Origin of the sequence: Phenylobacterium sp. CCH9-H3 (genome assembly GCF_001557235.1) — a bacterium.
Lineage (GTDB): Bacteria > Pseudomonadota > Alphaproteobacteria > Caulobacterales > Caulobacteraceae > Phenylobacterium.
On record NZ_LSJI01000071.1, the window covers coordinates 1 to 14842 of the forward strand.

The window sequence follows — 14842 nt, forward strand, 5'->3', positions numbered from 1 at the left end:
GCCGGTGTCCAACCGCCGCTGCTGCAATGTGCGGATCACGTCGCGACGGAGCTGAAGGGTGCGCAGCTCACGCTCCAGATCGTCGTGCAGCCGGAAACGGTGACCGCGTCGCGTGGCCAGGCCGAGCGCCTCGAGATGCCGCAGGCGGCCCCGAAGCAATGCGGCCCATGCGTCCGTGCCACCGACGCCGTCCTCCACTTCAAGGCTTTCGTCGGCGGCCTGCAGGAGTCGACGGTCGAAGCCCGTGAAGCGGTCGGCCTGGGTCTCACGCCAAATGCGTCGCTCGGCGTCGCTTCGCGACAGGTCGCCCAGGAGTTCGTGCGCCACCTCTTGGGCGCGGGCGCGAAAGCCGTAGCCCACGTAGGCCCGCGGCATCACGAGGTCGCGGCCGGACGCGCGCCGGCCTCTTATAAGCACATGGGCGTGGGGTTGGTCGGTGTCGAAGTGACAGGTCGCGACCCATTGAAGCTCAGGCTCGCCCAGATCCTCGGCGACACGCCGCAGGGTCTCCCGCGTAAAGCGCTTCAGGTCGGCGATCCTGTCTCCGTGCTCGGGCGAGATGATGAAGCGGAAGTGATGCCGATCCTGGCCCCAGTCGCCCGTGGCCAGGGCTGCGTCGACCTCATCCGTCTCCCGGTCAAAGAAGTCGGGCCGAGCGCCCTCCTGTCCAGCGCCGGTCCGCCCAAGATAGCTGACGTGCGCGGCCAGCGCGGCTCCACGCTCGAAGCCCTTTCCGATGTGCCGGGACACCAGCGCCTTCACCACCACCCGCTGGCGTACGTCGAGCCGGAAGGGGCGACCGGAGCGGGCCTGGGCCGAGCGAAGCACGCCGGCGCGGTCGCCCGACGCGAAGAGTCGCGTCGCGGCGAGCCGTTGGAGGATGGCCGTCCTGGCTGGCGCCTGATCGGCTTTCAACCGGGTCGGGAGGCGGGCCAGCCGACGTGGGGCCGGGCCGCCTTTCGCGACCTCCAATCGAGCCTGGATGCCGTCTCGCGTCAGCATTCGTCGCGCCTCGACATGACCCTGCGGCGCAACACGTCACCGCAAGTCGTCGACGCGAGCGGGTCTCGCGCCAACCTGCTGAAACGTTAGAGGAAACGCGAAGCGAAAAACATCCTTTTATCTTGCCCTAAGGTCGAAAAATCACCCGCTCATCAACACCGATCAAATCATCACATACCACAGCAAAGCAATTCGGTGCGTCCGGTTGAGATGTGTCTAAGCCGAGTCTGGAGCTTCCACCGACCAAAAGAAGAAACCCGCCCGGCCGGAGCCGAGCGGGTCGAAGGATCGTCTAGGAAGTTGGGCGCTAGGCTGCGCGCGGGCGGATCGCCACGTGCTGGACGCCGCGGCCGAGCGCCTGTTGCGCCAGGTTCAGTGCGGGGCCGAAGGGATGTCCGCGGGCCGCCCGTTCGCTGTCGAGGGACTGCGCGAGCGTCAGGCAGCAGGTGGGCTCCAGCGCCATCAGATCGTCGTTGGCGCGGAACGGTGCGGCTTTCTGGTGCCGATCGAAATCGGCGCGGGCGAGCACCAGCGTCACCCCCTTCTGCTGCGCCCAGCGGATCGCCAGACGCTCTGCGCCCCGGGCTCCCGTCGTCGCCAGCGCCATGTCCGGCCACTGCGACCGGGCCCAGTTCAGCGCGTCGAAGATGCGGCCGGCGTCCGCCTGGCTGTCGGCAAACGGGGCGCCCCGGAAGGCCACGACCGGACCGCCCGGATCGGCATCCGAACTCTTCCGCCGCTCGATCGCCCGTAGCGCCTGCTTGGCTTCGAGCTGGGCCGCGGTCAGGTGCGTGCCGCGCCGGCTACCGCGCCAGGGCGTCCAGACCTCGCCGGTCGTCGTCGTGAAGGCCTCGGCCGCGGCGTCGCGCACCAGTTCGCAGGCCGCCTGCGCCACGTCCGCGGCGCGCGCTGCGCGGGTCGCGTCCTGCAGCTCGGTGTCGGCCATCTCCGACCCGTCGAAGTCGCGCTCCAGGACACGCATCCGATCCCGGGCCCGGTCCGCCTCGCGCTCGATCCGGCCCGCAGCCGAATGGAACGCGCCGATCAGGCTTTCGGCGAGGATGGTCTGCACATCCTCCAGCGCCGTGTCGCCGACGACGTCGAGGAGCTCCGTCATCAGCACATGGCCGAGTTGGACGAGTGCGGCTTCCGGCGGATGCGGCCGGACGTCTTCCAGCGCCGAGGCTTGCACGTCGAACGCCGTATCGGTGGTCGAGAAGGCATGAAGGGAGAAGGTCATCGAAGGACTCCGGAATGAGAGGAATCGCCGATGCGCCCCACGCGCAACGACCTCCTTCCTGGCCACGTCGGGGTCCCCGGGAGTCACCGGAGCGGAGCGCCTCACGCGGAGCGGAGGGGAACGGCCGCAGGCCGTTGACGCCCGGGGTGACGTGACAGGATGAGAGGGCGTTGTGTGGGGGCGTTGCGCCCGCCCGCAGAGGCGGGCGCGCCGTCCGGCGCTCCCTCGCGCCGGGTGCTGAGCTGCTCACAGTCGCAACCTCGACGGACAAGACGCTGCGCCCGCGTGAGGGATCGTCATCGAATGGGCGGAGACCCGGAACGGGCTCCGGGAGCCGGAGGCGACTAGAGCTCGACCCGGCCTCCGGGCCGGGGCACGCCCAGAGTCCAGCGCTTCCCCTAGGCGGCGTCTTGCCTGGCGAGCGTGAAGCCTCAGACTGCGACCCGGCATGACGGATTCTCAGCAAGGCTTGGCGCGCGAGGCGGATGTCGAGCATCACATCCTCACGCCGCTCTTTGCGGACCTAGGCTACGCCCGCGACGATATCGCGCCCAAGCTGCCTGTGGACTTCAACACCGGCCGGCAAGGGCGGCGGGCGGAAGCGGACTTTGTGCTGTTTGCCGCGCCCAACGACGTGGCGCTCGTGGTTGTGGAGGCCAAGCGACCGGGCGAGGACCTCGCCGCGGCGCGCCGACAGGCCGAGTCCTACGCATCAGCCCTCCATGCGCCCTTCGTGCTGCTCTGCGATGGCGAGCGCCTTGAGGTCTGGCAGCGCGCCGCTGCAGCCGAGAGCCAGCTGACCTTCGCCTGTACGATAGCCCAACTCCCTGCGCGGATGGGTGAGTTGCGTCTCCTGCTTCAGAAGCCGGCCGCGACCGCCCACGCCGCGGCCCTGGGCGCGCAACCCCTCCAACACTTGATCCGAGACTTTGGGGCCTACGAGCGGGCCGAGGCGCAGCGGACGCAGGCAGCGGTGAACGTGATCGCCCGCCGGCTAAAGCCGGACTGGGCGCCCGACGAGGTCCCCAGCCCGGACCTCTTCAGCCAGGCACCGCGCGGTGCGTTGATCACGGCCCCGTCTGGCCTCGGAAAGACCAGCCTCGGCTATGCCCTGCACCGCCAGGCGCTGGCCCAGCGGCTGACGCCGGAGGGCGGACCGCTACCGGTTCATGCCGCGCTGCCCGAGATCGGGGCCGGCGAGCGGATCCTGCAATTCGCCGTGGCGCGGCTGGCGACGCGCAAGCCAGGCTTCACGGAAGCGGCGCTCGAGCGGATCATCGCGGATGAGGGCGTGCTGCTCCTTCTCGATGGGTTCGACCGGCTGCCGCCGTCGGGGCAGGCTGCGCGCGAGGTCGAGCTTCGCAATCTGCTTCGAGACTATGGCGAGGGCTTGCGGATCGTCGTGCTGTCGCGCGCCACGGCGGCGCCACAGCTGGACCTCCCGCACCTGACCCTCGAGCCGCTCGACGACGGCGAACAGTGGCAGGCTGTCGAGGCCATGGGTGTGCTCTCCCCGATCGAGGTGCTGCGGCGACGATCGCAGGTCCTCGCGATCCTGTGCGCCAATCCGCTCCTGCTGTCCTGGACCGTGCGATCGCAGGCCGAGACCGGGCGGTCGCCGAAGGCGCTGGACGATTTGTTCCGACACTGGCTCGACACCGTGCTGCAGGCCGACCGCCGGAACCCGGCGGAGACGTCGCGGCGCGAGGCGGCCCTCCTGTGTCTCGCGCGGCAGGCGGTCGGCGGCCGGGTGCTGCTGTCGACCGCCATGCGCAGCTTGAAGGCGGAAGGGCTCGACGCTGAGATCGTCAACCGCCTCGTCGCCTGTGATGCACTGGTGGTCGTGGGCGACGTCGTCGAGTTCCAGCATGAAGCCTTGGCGGACTACCTCCTGGCCCTTTGCATCAGCCGGCTGCCCCCGGAGGAGCAGGAACAGCAGATCGAGGCCTTGAACCTCGATCCCGACAGCCTGCTGCCGGTGCTGTTGATGGGACTGTTGGACGCGCACGTTGCGGCGCTCGCGTTGTGGCGGCGCCTCTCGGGCCTGGAGTTGGGCCGCTTCCTCGACGTGCTCCGCTTTCGGCGGAATCTGGAGGCGGACTTTGTGGCGCGCGAGGGCGAGGCCCGCAGCGTCGCGGTGCTCACGGAGCTCGCCGACGGATACGAGCTGGTCCTCGGGCGCTACTTCCCCAAGATGCGCCAGCGGCTGATGTCCTGGCTCACAGGCGGGCGGGCAGAGCATCTGCAGGTCGTTGGCCAGGTGGAGGGCGGCGGCCTCACCTATGGGTTCCAGCCTTGCCGGCCAGACGCGCCGAAAATCCTTATCTCCGATCCCTTCCGCCCCGATCGCGTCGACGGCCGTATCCGGCACGTCAACCTCGCCAAAGCCGGACTGCGGTTCGACAGCGGTCGCCTTCTGGCCATCCAGGATGTCTTCGACGCCTGCGCGGAGGCAATGGTCCATCGCGACCTGATCGGCGGTCCCCAGTGGCGCGCCGAGCGGCTACTGAGCCAGCTGGCTTGGATTCAACTGTCCCTCCGCCATCCCCTGACGCCGTCCTCGCCGTTGGCTGACTGGCGACAGGCCCTCGCGGACAAGGGAGACGAGGCCATTCGGCGCCGGCTTCCGCGGCCGATCCGGATCTCCGAAATCCTGGAGGACATTGACGCCCTGATCCAGGCCGGCGAGGCGGCGCTGGATGACTGGTACGCCGACCTGCGCGACGCTCGGCGCTTCCGGCTGTCTGATGCGCGCGTCGCCGAGATCGTGCAGCGGAAGTACAAGGCCGGGCAGGAGATCTACCGCGAGCTTGTGGACCACAGCTTCCCCGCGCTGCGAGACGAGCTCGGGTTTTCGGCAACCATCCCGGTGCGGTTCATCGTGGTGGTCGATCCCGCGGAGCCTGGAGACTGGCGCCGCTCGGCCCACCGGCGCTGGCGGCCGGTCGCCACGTGGGCCGAGGCGGGCGCAGATGTGTCCTTTGGCCAGCGCCCCAAGTTCGACCTGGCCTATTTCGAGGAGACGCGGCGGGACATGGAGCGTCTTGGGCGGTCGACGCGAAACAGCATCTTCACCTGGGGCGGCGGAGACGTCCTGCGGTCCGAAGGGCTGACGGCCCGCAGCGTCGCGGTCGAGTCGCCAGCGATGCAGGAAGCCTGCGCCAGGCTGAAGACCGACCTGGAGACGATCTTCCGGATGATGCCGGGGTCCGACGTCGACGACGACTAACGGTGCGGGGCGGCGTTCATGCCGCGTGACTGCCCAGCGCTGGCCAAGCCGCGCGGGCCTGCGATACGGCTGGAGAGAACAATCTTCGGGGCCGCCCATGGCGCGCGACACGGACAAGACCAACCGCCTCGGCGTCCACGCCGTCGGTCTCCTCTTCGAGAAGCTGGGTTGGATCTTCCGCGAGCAGACCACGAGCGACTATGGCGTCGACGCCATCGCGGAGCAGCGCGCCTACGACGGTACGGGCGCCGGCAAGCTGATCGCCCTGCAGATCAAGACCGGCGCCTCGTACTTCCGAAGGCGCGGCGCGGACTACGTCTACTATGGCGAGGCCCGCCACCTGGACTACTGGACCAATCACTCGCTCCCGGTGCTGCTGGTCCTGCACGATCCGGACACCGGCCTGACGCTCTGGCAATGGGTCGCCCGCCACCTGACCGAGGAGGCGGAGGACGGGCGCTGGAGCATGACGATCCCGGCCCGCCAGACCCTCGACGCGCAAAGCGCCTACCTGATCGCCAGCGGCGTGGCGTCCGACCTCGGGAGCCTGCGCCGCGCGCGTCTCGCCCTCGACCTCGAACACATCCGCCTCTTGGCCGGGCAGGACACGGTTTACATGCGGGTCGATGAGTACGTGAACAAGACGCTCAACATGCGCGGCGCCGAGTTCACGTTCAGCGACGAGCCGGACGGGGAGTGCGACCTCCACCTCATGGTGTCGCTGCCGGCGCCCTCGATCGACTACTACATGGCAGTCGAATTCCCCTGGCTCTATTGGGAGACGGAGGAATATGTCGACGAGTCCGAGGGCGCCTACGAGATCGCCCAGCACATCCTCAAGGTCGAGGTGAACGAAATCGGCAAGGCAATGCTGCGGCTGGAAGAGTTCTACGCATCTGAGCCGCCGGACCCCAGTCTCGGGTTTGACGACGGCTACGACCTACTTGCCGACCAAGGCGACGAAGATCCGGACCCTCGCGGCTAACCGCTGCTCGCCTGTCTGCCTGGCCGATCAGGCCACAGCGGCGGGCCCGCGCAGACCAGCCAGCCGAAGGAGGTGGTCGCGCGGCGTCGGCCTGTAGGCGACCGCCGCATGCGGCGCACAATAGGCGCCACGCACCGCGACCCGGCCGCAGAGGCAGAACCCCTCGTCCCCCGGCTCGCCCATCGGCCAGCGGCATTGGCCACGCCGCACGCTGACCACCGTGGCCAGGCCGGACAGGGACGGGGGCGCAGTCGGTAACGGCGGTGGCGGCAGCGCGCGGACGGGCGCCACGCGGCGTGGGATGCGTCCCTGCCGCGCCCGACGCTGGTCCGGCCGGCCCGCGCCCGGGAGCCGAGGCGCCGCGCGCCCCGACAGGCCCAGGCGGTGGATCTTGCCGATGACGGCATTGCGGGTGATGCCGCTTCCCAGGTCGCGGGCGATCTGGCTGGCGCTCTTTCCGTCGCGCCAGAGCTTGCTGAGGACTTCCACGCGCTCGTCGGTCCATATCCGAGTTGGCGTCGACATGTTCGGCTCCGGGTTTCGCGAGCCCCATCGGCTCGCCCCGGTCCGCCCTTCCGTTCGCCTTCGCGTGAGGGATCGTCACCCGCATGGGCGGAGACCCGGCACGGGGCTCCGGGAGCCGTGAGGCGACTAGAGCCCGACCCGGCCGTCAGGCCGGGGCACGCCCAATGCTTGGCGCAACGTTGAGGTCACGTGCGCAACGATCCCGGGAACGAAGCCCGCCGGTCAGCATTTCGGAGACGCGTCCCTCATACGCCCCCCCCGACTGAGAGGGACGCCATCCGGCCGGGTTCCCTTTGGAGAACACGCGCCGCGAAACGCCCCCAGGTCCGCCTGGGGGCGTCTTCATGTCCGGTTGGTCAGGCCCGAGGGGCGGCCAGCTTGAGCTCGACGGCCGTGCGGTTGCCGCCCACCGCATCACACGCCTCGCGGATCGCGTCCGGCGTCGTCTCGTAGAACTCCGCCCACGCCTGCACCTGCGCCTCGTCACACGGGTTCAGGAGCTGGTCGTCCACGTCGAACGAACGGGGCTCTTCAGGGCGCATCGGCCAGGTCCTCCACGGCGAGCGCAGAACGGCTTCAGCGGCTGGGCCGTTGCCTCACGCCTCGTCCGGCTCGAACAGCCGCACCACATGCACCAGCCCCTCCGGGTCGCGCTCGTCGGTGAGCTGAGCGGTCGACCCGTCGAAGAAGACGGTGTCGACGAAGGCGGCGGCGACCTCGCAGAAGTCACCGTCCTCGCTGGGCATGACCACCCGCAGGTTCGGCGCCAGCGCCTCCAGGCGCGCCATCAGTTCCGCCACCGTCATCGCCCGCGTCCTAACCTCGCGACGCGGCCTTCTTACGCGGCGCGGCCGGTGCGCGCAGGGGCGTAACCTTACCCTGAGCCGTGGCGCGCCGCGGCTTCGACGGCGCCGGCGGCGCACTCTCACCCGCCAGGCTGCGCCGCAGCGCCTCCATGAGGTTGATCACCTCGGCTTCGCGCGGCGCGGCGCGGCCTGACGGCTTCGCGCCATGCCTGGCCTTCTTCTCCTCGATCAGCGCCAGCAGCCCTTCAGTGTAGCTGTCGCGGAACTGGGCGGGGTCGAACGGTCCCTCGTGCTGCTGCAGGATCTGCTTGGCGATGGTCACCATCGCCTTGTCGACCTTCAGGTCCGGGATCCGGCCGAAGTAGTCGGCCTCCTCATGCACCTGGTCGTGCATGCGCAGCTCGTGAGCGATGATCCCGCGGCCGCGCGGCTCAAGCGCCAGCTGCCGCTCCTTGCCGCCCTTCACGTACCGCGCCAGCGCCACCTTGCCTTCCGCCCGCATCGCCTCGCGGATCACCGCATAGGGCTCGGCCGCTACGTCGCCGTTCGGCACAAGGTAGTAGGGCGACGCCCAATAGAGCCGATCGATCTCAGCCAGCGGCACGAAGCGCTCGATCTGCAGCGAGCCGGTGTCCGGCAGCTTGGCCGAGCGGATTTCCTCGTCGCTCAGGGTGACGTAGAGCCCCTTGTCGACCTCAAAGCCCTTCACCGTCTCGGTGCGCTCGACCGCGTCCCCCGTCGAGGCATCCTCGACCTTGGTGCGGATGCGGCTGCCGGTCTCTGGATTGATCAGGTTGAAGCGCACGCTCCGGCCCTTGCCGGTCGCCGGATAGAGCGACACCGGACAGGTCACGAGCGAGAGCTTGAGGTGGCCTTCCCAGGCCGGGCGCGAAGCCATCGACGTCTCCGTGTGAGGGAGTCGCCATGTAGGCCCACCGAGCCATCAGACAAGGGCGCTGATGAACTGATTCGCGCCCGCGGACAAGAGGTCGCGCTGCGGAGCAAAATCCAACGTCACCCGCAGGTTAGGGTCCGGAACCCGGAGGCTCGCCGCTGCGTATCCTGACCGCAGGACAACGTCATGGAAGGCAGCCTCAAACCCCCCGCCAATCCGTCGCCGGCCGATACCCATCAGCATCCGCCGAGCGTCAGGCGGACGTACCATTGGGCGCGTGATGCGAGCCTGCGGCGTGGCCGCGACCAGGAGGTTCTCGATCGCGTCCTGCAGCGTCGTGATCGAACGGACACATGAAAAGGGCCAGCGCCCGAAAGCGCCGGCCCGGTCTGATCCGCAGGGTCCTAGAACGGGATCTCGCTGTCGAGGTCCGCCTCGAAGGCGGGGTCGGCCTCGCGCTCCGCGTCGCCGCTCGGCGTACCGCGCTCAGGCTTGGCCTTGATGCGCAGGTTCTCGACGATCAGGCGCAGGTCGTAGTGCACCGTGCCATCGCGGCCGGTCCAGGTGTCGTTCTCCACATGGCCCGCGACCACGACCCGGGACCCCTTCGCCGCATAGGCGGCGATGTAGTCCTCGGCGGTCTTCTCGTTGAAGCAGACGCAGTTGAAGCCGGTGGTGCGCTCGCCCATCTGCCCGTCGCCGCGCCGGAAGCGCACCGTCTCGACAACGCGGAAGGACGCCCGCTTCTTGCCCGAGCCTTGGGCGGCCAGGATCGAGGGATCGGCGGCCAGATAGCCTTCGATGATCACGCTTTGCATGGTCAGTCTCCTTGGAGTGGGGTGACAGCCTCAGGCGGCCTGGCGCTGGGTCTCGACCGCGCGGTCCGCGGCCCAGTCGAGGACGGTGAGGGAGCGGATCACCAGCTCCTTGGCGGCTCGCTCGCCGCCTTCGCGTGCCTCGTAGCGGTTGTCGACGAAGGCGCCGACCGCCACCACCTCGCAGCCGGCGACCAGGCCCTCGGCGATCACCCGCTCGTTGAGCCCCTTGGCCCAGCTGACGCAGTTGACGCCCACGACCCGGTTCTCGCCCGCCGCGTCGCGACCCCGGTTCTCCAGCAGGCGAAACACGGCCTTGGCGAAGTCGTCGGTCACCTGAGGATCGGCCGCCAGCCGGCCCACGAACACGATGTTTTGCATGACAGTCTCCTTGAGGAAACGAAGCGCCGGAGGCCATTCCCCGGCTCGCTTCACCCGGCGAAGCCCTCCCTCCTGACCTGAGCGGCGACCCTTCCGGCCGCCGCAAACCCGTCACGATCCCGCCTTGGCGAGCGCCCCCGACGAACGCTAAGGGCAGCGCGATGGCAGACTTCCTCGACATCGTGGGCGCCTCGGGGACCCCGTACCGCTTCCGCCGCGCATCCCCTCAGGAGCTCCCCGCCACCGCCGGAAACCTGGTGGTCGCGACGGGCAGCGCAGCGCGTCTCAAGGTGCTCTTCGCCGGCGCGGCGCGCAGCCTCGCCCGCGCAGAGCCGGTGGTGTCCGAAACGCTCAAGGCCAACAAGGCCGCGCGGCTCTTCGTGCGGCTGAACGTGGCCCGGACGGTGCGCGAGGCCGAGCACGCCGATATCGTGGCGGGCGTCAGCCCGGAGACCGAAGCCGCCGACCTCGACTGAGGCTCAACCGCCTGGCTCCATCGCCTGGACCACGGCATGGCGAGCGAGAACGGCGGCGGCCACATCGGGCTGATCCACCGGCACGAACACCCGCAGCGTGTAGGCGATGATCTCGGTGAAGCAGCCGAGGGCGACCAGGGCATCGCGGTCGGCGGCCCCGCCAACGATCTCCACGCGCCGGCGGTCCATCACGCGGGCGCGCCGCAGCCAGAAGCCGCCCTCCAGGCCCAGCTGCACCCCGCGGTCCAGCACCTCGCGCAGCACGAGCGTCCCGTCGGCCCAGGCCTGCGCCAGGCTGGTCAGGCCCAGCGCCGCCTTGAGCGCTGCGACCTGGCCCGCATCTAGCACGCGGCCCAGCCAGCGGCGGCCGTCCGGCGCCTTGACGCGACGGACCTGGGCGCCGCGCCCGGGCAACCGGGACCAGACGGGCAGCAGGAGCCCGGTGGCCAGGGTCACCTCCCGCGTACGCCAGGGGTCGGCCTCGGCGATCTCGGCCGACCAGGCGGCGCGCCAGACCTCGCGGGTCGCCGGCGCCCAGGCCGACTCCTCGAACGCCTTGGCGGTCTCCAGCGACTTGCCCTCGGGCCGGCGCAGGCGCACGGCCGGCAGCAGCCGGTCGTTGTCGTCGGTCGTGGTCAGCCCCAGTTCGACGAGCGCTGCCCGACCCGAGCGGCCGTTGACGGCGAGGACGGCGGCCTCGCCCAGCCCGTCGGCAAGCGCCAGGGCCGCTTCGACGTCCAGGAACTCACGGCGCGTCCGCAGCGCGAACGCGATCAGACGGGTCTCCGCGCCGGTGGCGCCATCCGTCCGGATGATCTCCTCGGACAGGACCTGCAGGTCCTCGGCGACGATGTCCTCCAAGCCGTGGTCCAGCTGCCCGGCCGCGGCGGCGCGCTCCACCACGCCGCCCAGGATCTTCTCGTAGTCGGCGAAGAGGGCGTTCTGGTCCGTGATCCGCAGCGCCAGCAGCCGGTTCAGGAAGGTGTTCATCGGCGGCAGGTCCTCGGACCCCTTCAGGTGGCCTTCGCCGTCGAGCAGCTTCAGCGCCGTCTTCGCCTCGAAGTCCTCGAGCGACATGCTGGCGAGCTCGCCGAACGCCAGCGCGCCGTAAAGCACAAGCAGGGCGCGGCGCGCCCACGGGCTCTCCAGATTGTCCTCCGCCCGGAAGAGGCCCGCCCCGGCGACGCGGCGTTCGCCACGCGTGAGCGCGCCCAGCGAATCCAGCCGCCGCGCGATCGTCGACAGGAACCGCTTCTCGCCGTGGATGTCGGTGGTCACCGGCCGGAAGAGGGGCGGGGAGGCCTGGTGGGTGCGATGCGTTCGCCCCAGGCCCTGGATCGCGGCGTCCGCGCGCCAGCCGGGCTCCACCAGATAGTGGACCCGCCGCTGGCGGTTCACCGCGTCGAGCGCGGCGTGATAGCTGCGACCCGTCCCGCCGGCGTCGGAAAAGACCAGCACGCGCTTGCGCCCATCCATGAAGGCGTCCGTCTCGGCCTTGGCCGCCGAGGCCCCGCGTCGCTCGACGACCCGCCGGCCCTCCCGCAGCACGACGCGCTTGGAGCGCCCGGTGATCTCGGCGACGGCGCCGGTTCCAAAGGCGTCCAGCAGGGCGTCGAGCACGCCGGGCACGGCGGGCAGGCTCGCCAGGCCGGCGATGGTCTCATCGCGGAGCCGCAGCGCCTCCTGGCTGTGGACGGGCGCGCCGTCCTTCATCACCGGGCGCAGGACGACCTGGTCGTCCTCGCCCTCGATCGCCTCCATGAGCGTCGTCGGGAAGGCGCCCTGCAGGTAGTCGAGCACATACTCCTTCGGCGTCAGGTCGATCTGCAGGTTGCTCCATTCCTCCGGGGGGATCGCGTCGAGCCTGCGGTTCATGACCGCCTCGTTGGTGGAGACGATCTGGACCACGGCCGAGCGACCGGAGCCGAGGTCACGACGGATCGCGGCCACCAGGGTCGGCGCCTTCAAGCCCGCCAGCAGATGGCCGAAGAAGCGCAGCTTCGCGCCCTCGAACGCCGAGCGCAGCGCGCTCATGGCCGCGCCGCTCACCGTCTTGCCCTCGTCGTCGACGACACCGATCGCCCGCAGGGCCTCGCCGAGGTTGGCATGGATGACCTGGAAGGCGTCGGCCCACGCGTCCCAGATGGCCACGTCGTCCGGCGTGAGCGGATGGGCCAGCGGCGAATACTCGACCCCCTCGAACGACAGGCTGCGGGCGATGTAGAGGCCCATGGCCTTCAGCTCGCGCGCCACCAGCTCCATGAAGGCGATGCCGCCGCTCTCGGCGGCGTCGAGGAAGTCGGCCCGCGTGGTGAAGGGCGCGTCGGGCCCGCCCCACAGCCCAAGCCGTGAGGCGTAGGCCAGGTTGGCGGGCTCGGTGGCGCCGGTCGCCGACACGTAGAACACCCGTCCATCCGGCAGACGGTTCTGCAGGGCGAGGCCCGCCAGCCCCTGCTGCGAGGCCTTCTTGGGGCCTCGCCCGCCCACACCGCCGGCGGCATTGGCCATGGCGTGCGCCTCGTCGAAGACGATCGCCCCGTCGAAGTCGCCGCCCAGCCACGCCACGATCTGGTCGAGGCGCGAGGGACGTCCGCCGCGCCCGGGCTGGCGTAGCGTGGCGTAGGTGGTGAAAAGCACGCCGCGCTCCAGCCGGATCGCCTCGCCCTGCTTCCAGCGCGATTGGGCCACCACGTCGTGGGCGGACCCGCCGATGGCCTTCCAGTCGCGCTGGGCGTCTTCCAGCAGCGCCTCGTTCTTCGACAGCCACAGCGCCCGCACCCGCCCCTGCGCCATGTTGTCGGCGATGACGGCGGCGATCTGGCGGCCCTTCCCGGCTCCGGTGCCGTCGCCCAGGAACATGCCTCGGCGCAGACGGAACGCGCCCTCCGCGCCCTCGTCCGCCAGGCGCAGCTCGTGCGGGGCCTCGCCCGGCAGCCACCAGCCCGGCAGGTGCGCCCCGTGCGCCTCGCCGGCATAGACCACGGTCTCGGCCTGGGCGTCGGACAAGCGCCCGTCCGCGCGCAGGCCGCCGGGCAGCCGAGGACGGTGCGTGGGAAGCGGCGGCGCCACCGAGGCCATCGCGCCGGATTCCACCAACGGCGTCGGATGCGGGCGTGGAGCCTCGAAGGCGATCCGTCCCAGCCGCCAAGCCTGGTAGAGACCGACGTCGCGGCCTTCGCCCGACCAGGCGCAGTCGGCGTAGTCCAGCGGCTCGGCCGCCTCGAGGAAGCGGAGCGCGATCGCGGGCCCGGCGAGGCCTCGTGGCCGCAGCGCGAGGCCAACGGGGCCCGTGCGCGCCGCGCGGGGTCGGCAGGTCGGTCGGTCCGGCAGCCCTGACGCCCAGGCCGAGGCCGCCGCCAGTTCGGCGGCCGACAGGATCCCGGGCGCCCCGCCGGCCGCACCGCGGTCGACCACCAGGAGGCCGGTGTCGACGCTCGTCCCATGCTTGGCGAACGCGCCCGCCGGCAGCGCAAGCCGACCGACCACCCGTCCGGTCCGCTGCAGCGCCGCCAGCAGGCCGGCGTCCTCGAGCGCGCGGGCGGGCACGATCGCCGCAACCCGCCCGCCGTCGGCCACGCAGGCCAGGGCCGCCAACAGGTGCGAGCCCAAGCCCGCGAAGGGCGGGTTCATGACCACGGCGTGGAAGCTGCCCGCCTCAGGCAGGAGATCGCCCAGATGTCCGGCATCGAGACGCGTCCGCGCCGCGGCCGGGAACAGGCCGTCCAGCAGGCCTGCGCGCCGGTCGCTGAGTTCGTTCAGGGCCAGGGTGGCGCCGCAGGCCTCGGCGATGGCGGCGACCATCCCGACGCCGGCCGAGGGCTCGAGCACTAGGTCGCCGGGCCTCACCTGGGCGGCCAGCACGAGCAGCGCGGCCAGGGGCGCGGGGCTGGAGAACTGGTCGAGGGCGAGCTGCTGCTCCGAGCGGCGGGTCTGGGTCAGGCCGAGGTCCGACAGATCGGCGAGCGCCGACACGATCTCGACCGCGGCCTGTTCGAGCTGGGCGACCTGGCCGCCGATACGGCGGACCTGCAGGACCATGGCCGCCTCGATGGCGTCATAGGCGTCGCGCCAGTCCCAGGCCCCTTCGGCGTCGGTCGCTCCGAACGCGGTGGTCAGGACCGTGGAGACCACGCGACGTTCCAGCGGTCGGCCGCGGAAGAGATGAGGTGCGAGCGCCCGGGCGGCGGCCAGCAGGTTCTGCGGACGATCGCCCGCCGGGTCGGCGTTGAAAAGGGGCAGGGCGGCGTTCATCGCGGGACTCCCGCCCGGCGCGAAGGGATTTCCCTCCGCTTCGCCGGGCCGACCTCGCCTGTCCTTCCTTCCGCTCCAGTAGGACGGCGCCATCCCGGAGCGACCGGGACGGCGCCGTTGGCCCGACTGCGCACTGCGGAGGGAGCCGCTGCGTGTGGCGCGCAGCTGAGAGCGTCCAATCGTGCCCACGGCTCGGCTGCACCGGCTCTACGGTGCTGGGCGCCGGCCGTTCGCGAC

General features: G+C 70.7%; 12 protein-coding genes. 3 read left to right on the forward strand and 9 right to left on the reverse strand.

Translation table 11 applies throughout. The features are described 5' to 3' along the window. Positions 1-1002: relaxase/mobilization nuclease domain-containing protein (locus tag AX721_RS06055; RefSeq protein ID WP_068875118.1), on the reverse strand; the 1002-nt coding region annotated here is incomplete at its 3' end. Between the two features lie 307 nt (positions 1003-1309). After that, positions 1310-2242: a DUF2493 domain-containing protein gene (locus AX721_RS06060; protein WP_068875119.1), complete on the reverse strand. Its 933-nt coding sequence runs from the start codon at positions 2240-2242 to the stop codon at positions 1310-1312. A gap of 448 nt (positions 2243-2690) precedes the next feature. Here AX721_RS06060 and AX721_RS06065 point away from each other — a divergent pair, with 448 nt between their 5' ends. Both AX721_RS06065 and AX721_RS06070 read left to right on the forward strand, forming a co-directional pair. Further along, on the forward strand, positions 2691-5471 hold the full coding sequence (locus AX721_RS06065) for an NACHT domain-containing NTPase (protein ID WP_082765743.1): 2781 nt from the start codon (positions 2691-2693) through the stop codon (positions 5469-5471). A gap of 97 nt (positions 5472-5568) precedes the next feature. Beyond that, positions 5569-6456, forward strand: a complete 888-nt coding sequence (locus tag AX721_RS06070) for a DUF4365 domain-containing protein (protein WP_068875121.1) — start codon at positions 5569-5571, stop codon at positions 6454-6456. A 27-nt stretch (positions 6457-6483) separates the two neighbouring features. Here AX721_RS06070 and AX721_RS06075 read toward each other — a convergent pair whose 3' ends face one another. The 6 genes from AX721_RS06075 to AX721_RS06105 form a co-directional block, all read right to left on the reverse strand. Continuing rightward, entirely contained in the window at positions 6484-6981 is a 498-nt protein-coding gene (locus AX721_RS06075) for a GcrA family cell cycle regulator (protein WP_068875122.1), read from the reverse strand. Positions 6982-7337: 356 nt separating this feature from the next. Then, positions 7338-7523: a DUF3606 domain-containing protein gene (locus tag AX721_RS06080; protein WP_068875123.1), complete on the reverse strand. Its 186-nt coding sequence runs from the start codon at positions 7521-7523 to the stop codon at positions 7338-7340. A gap of 54 nt (positions 7524-7577) precedes the next feature. Further along, positions 7578-7787: a hypothetical protein gene (locus tag AX721_RS06085; RefSeq protein ID WP_068875124.1), complete on the reverse strand. Its 210-nt coding sequence runs from the start codon at positions 7785-7787 to the stop codon at positions 7578-7580. A 10-nt stretch (positions 7788-7797) separates the two neighbouring features. Then, positions 7798-8685 (reverse strand): Ku protein, encoded by an 888-nt coding sequence (locus AX721_RS06090; RefSeq protein ID WP_068875125.1) that lies wholly within the window; start codon positions 8683-8685, stop codon positions 7798-7800. 401 nt (positions 8686-9086) lie between these two features. Next, positions 9087-9500: a single-stranded DNA-binding protein gene (locus AX721_RS06100; RefSeq protein WP_068875127.1), complete on the reverse strand. Its 414-nt coding sequence runs from the start codon at positions 9498-9500 to the stop codon at positions 9087-9089. Between the two features lie 30 nt (positions 9501-9530). After that, positions 9531-9878, reverse strand: a complete 348-nt coding sequence (locus tag AX721_RS06105; protein WP_068875128.1) for a hypothetical protein — start codon at positions 9876-9878, stop codon at positions 9531-9533. 161 nt (positions 9879-10039) lie between these two features. Here AX721_RS06105 and AX721_RS06110 point away from each other — a divergent pair, with 161 nt between their 5' ends. Further along, a complete protein-coding gene (locus AX721_RS06110; protein WP_068875129.1) occupies positions 10040-10354 on the forward strand; it encodes a hypothetical protein in 315 nt (104 codons plus the stop codon). 3 nt (positions 10355-10357) lie between these two features. Here AX721_RS06110 and AX721_RS06115 read toward each other — a convergent pair whose 3' ends face one another. After that, positions 10358-14605, reverse strand: a complete 4248-nt coding sequence (locus tag AX721_RS06115; RefSeq protein ID WP_068875130.1) for a strawberry notch family protein — start codon at positions 14603-14605, stop codon at positions 10358-10360. Between the last annotated feature and the right edge of the window lie 237 nt (positions 14606-14842).

Coding starts and splice junctions, on each gene's coding strand:
- AX721_RS06060 (WP_068875119.1), bottom strand. CDS start 2,242: ATGACCTTCTCCCTTCATGCCTTCTCGACCACCGATACGGCGTTCGAC.
- AX721_RS06065 (WP_082765743.1), top strand. CDS start 2,691: ATGACGGATTCTCAGCAAGGCTTGGCGCGCGAGGCGGATGTCGAGCAT.
- AX721_RS06070 (WP_068875121.1), top strand. CDS start 5,569: ATGGCGCGCGACACGGACAAGACCAACCGCCTCGGCGTCCACGCCGTC.
- AX721_RS06075 (WP_068875122.1), bottom strand. CDS start 6,981: ATGTCGACGCCAACTCGGATATGGACCGACGAGCGCGTGGAAGTCCTC.
- AX721_RS06080 (WP_068875123.1), bottom strand. CDS start 7,523: ATGCGCCCTGAAGAGCCCCGTTCGTTCGACGTGGACGACCAGCTCCTG.
- AX721_RS06085 (WP_068875124.1), bottom strand. CDS start 7,787: ATGACGGTGGCGGAACTGATGGCGCGCCTGGAGGCGCTGGCGCCGAAC.
- AX721_RS06090 (WP_068875125.1), bottom strand. CDS start 8,685: ATGGCTTCGCGCCCGGCCTGGGAAGGCCACCTCAAGCTCTCGCTCGTG.
- AX721_RS06100 (WP_068875127.1), bottom strand. CDS start 9,500: ATGCAAAGCGTGATCATCGAAGGCTATCTGGCCGCCGATCCCTCGATC.
- AX721_RS06105 (WP_068875128.1), bottom strand. CDS start 9,878: ATGCAAAACATCGTGTTCGTGGGCCGGCTGGCGGCCGATCCTCAGGTG.
- AX721_RS06110 (WP_068875129.1), top strand. CDS start 10,040: ATGGCAGACTTCCTCGACATCGTGGGCGCCTCGGGGACCCCGTACCGC.
- AX721_RS06115 (WP_068875130.1), bottom strand. CDS start 14,605: ATGAACGCCGCCCTGCCCCTTTTCAACGCCGACCCGGCGGGCGATCGT.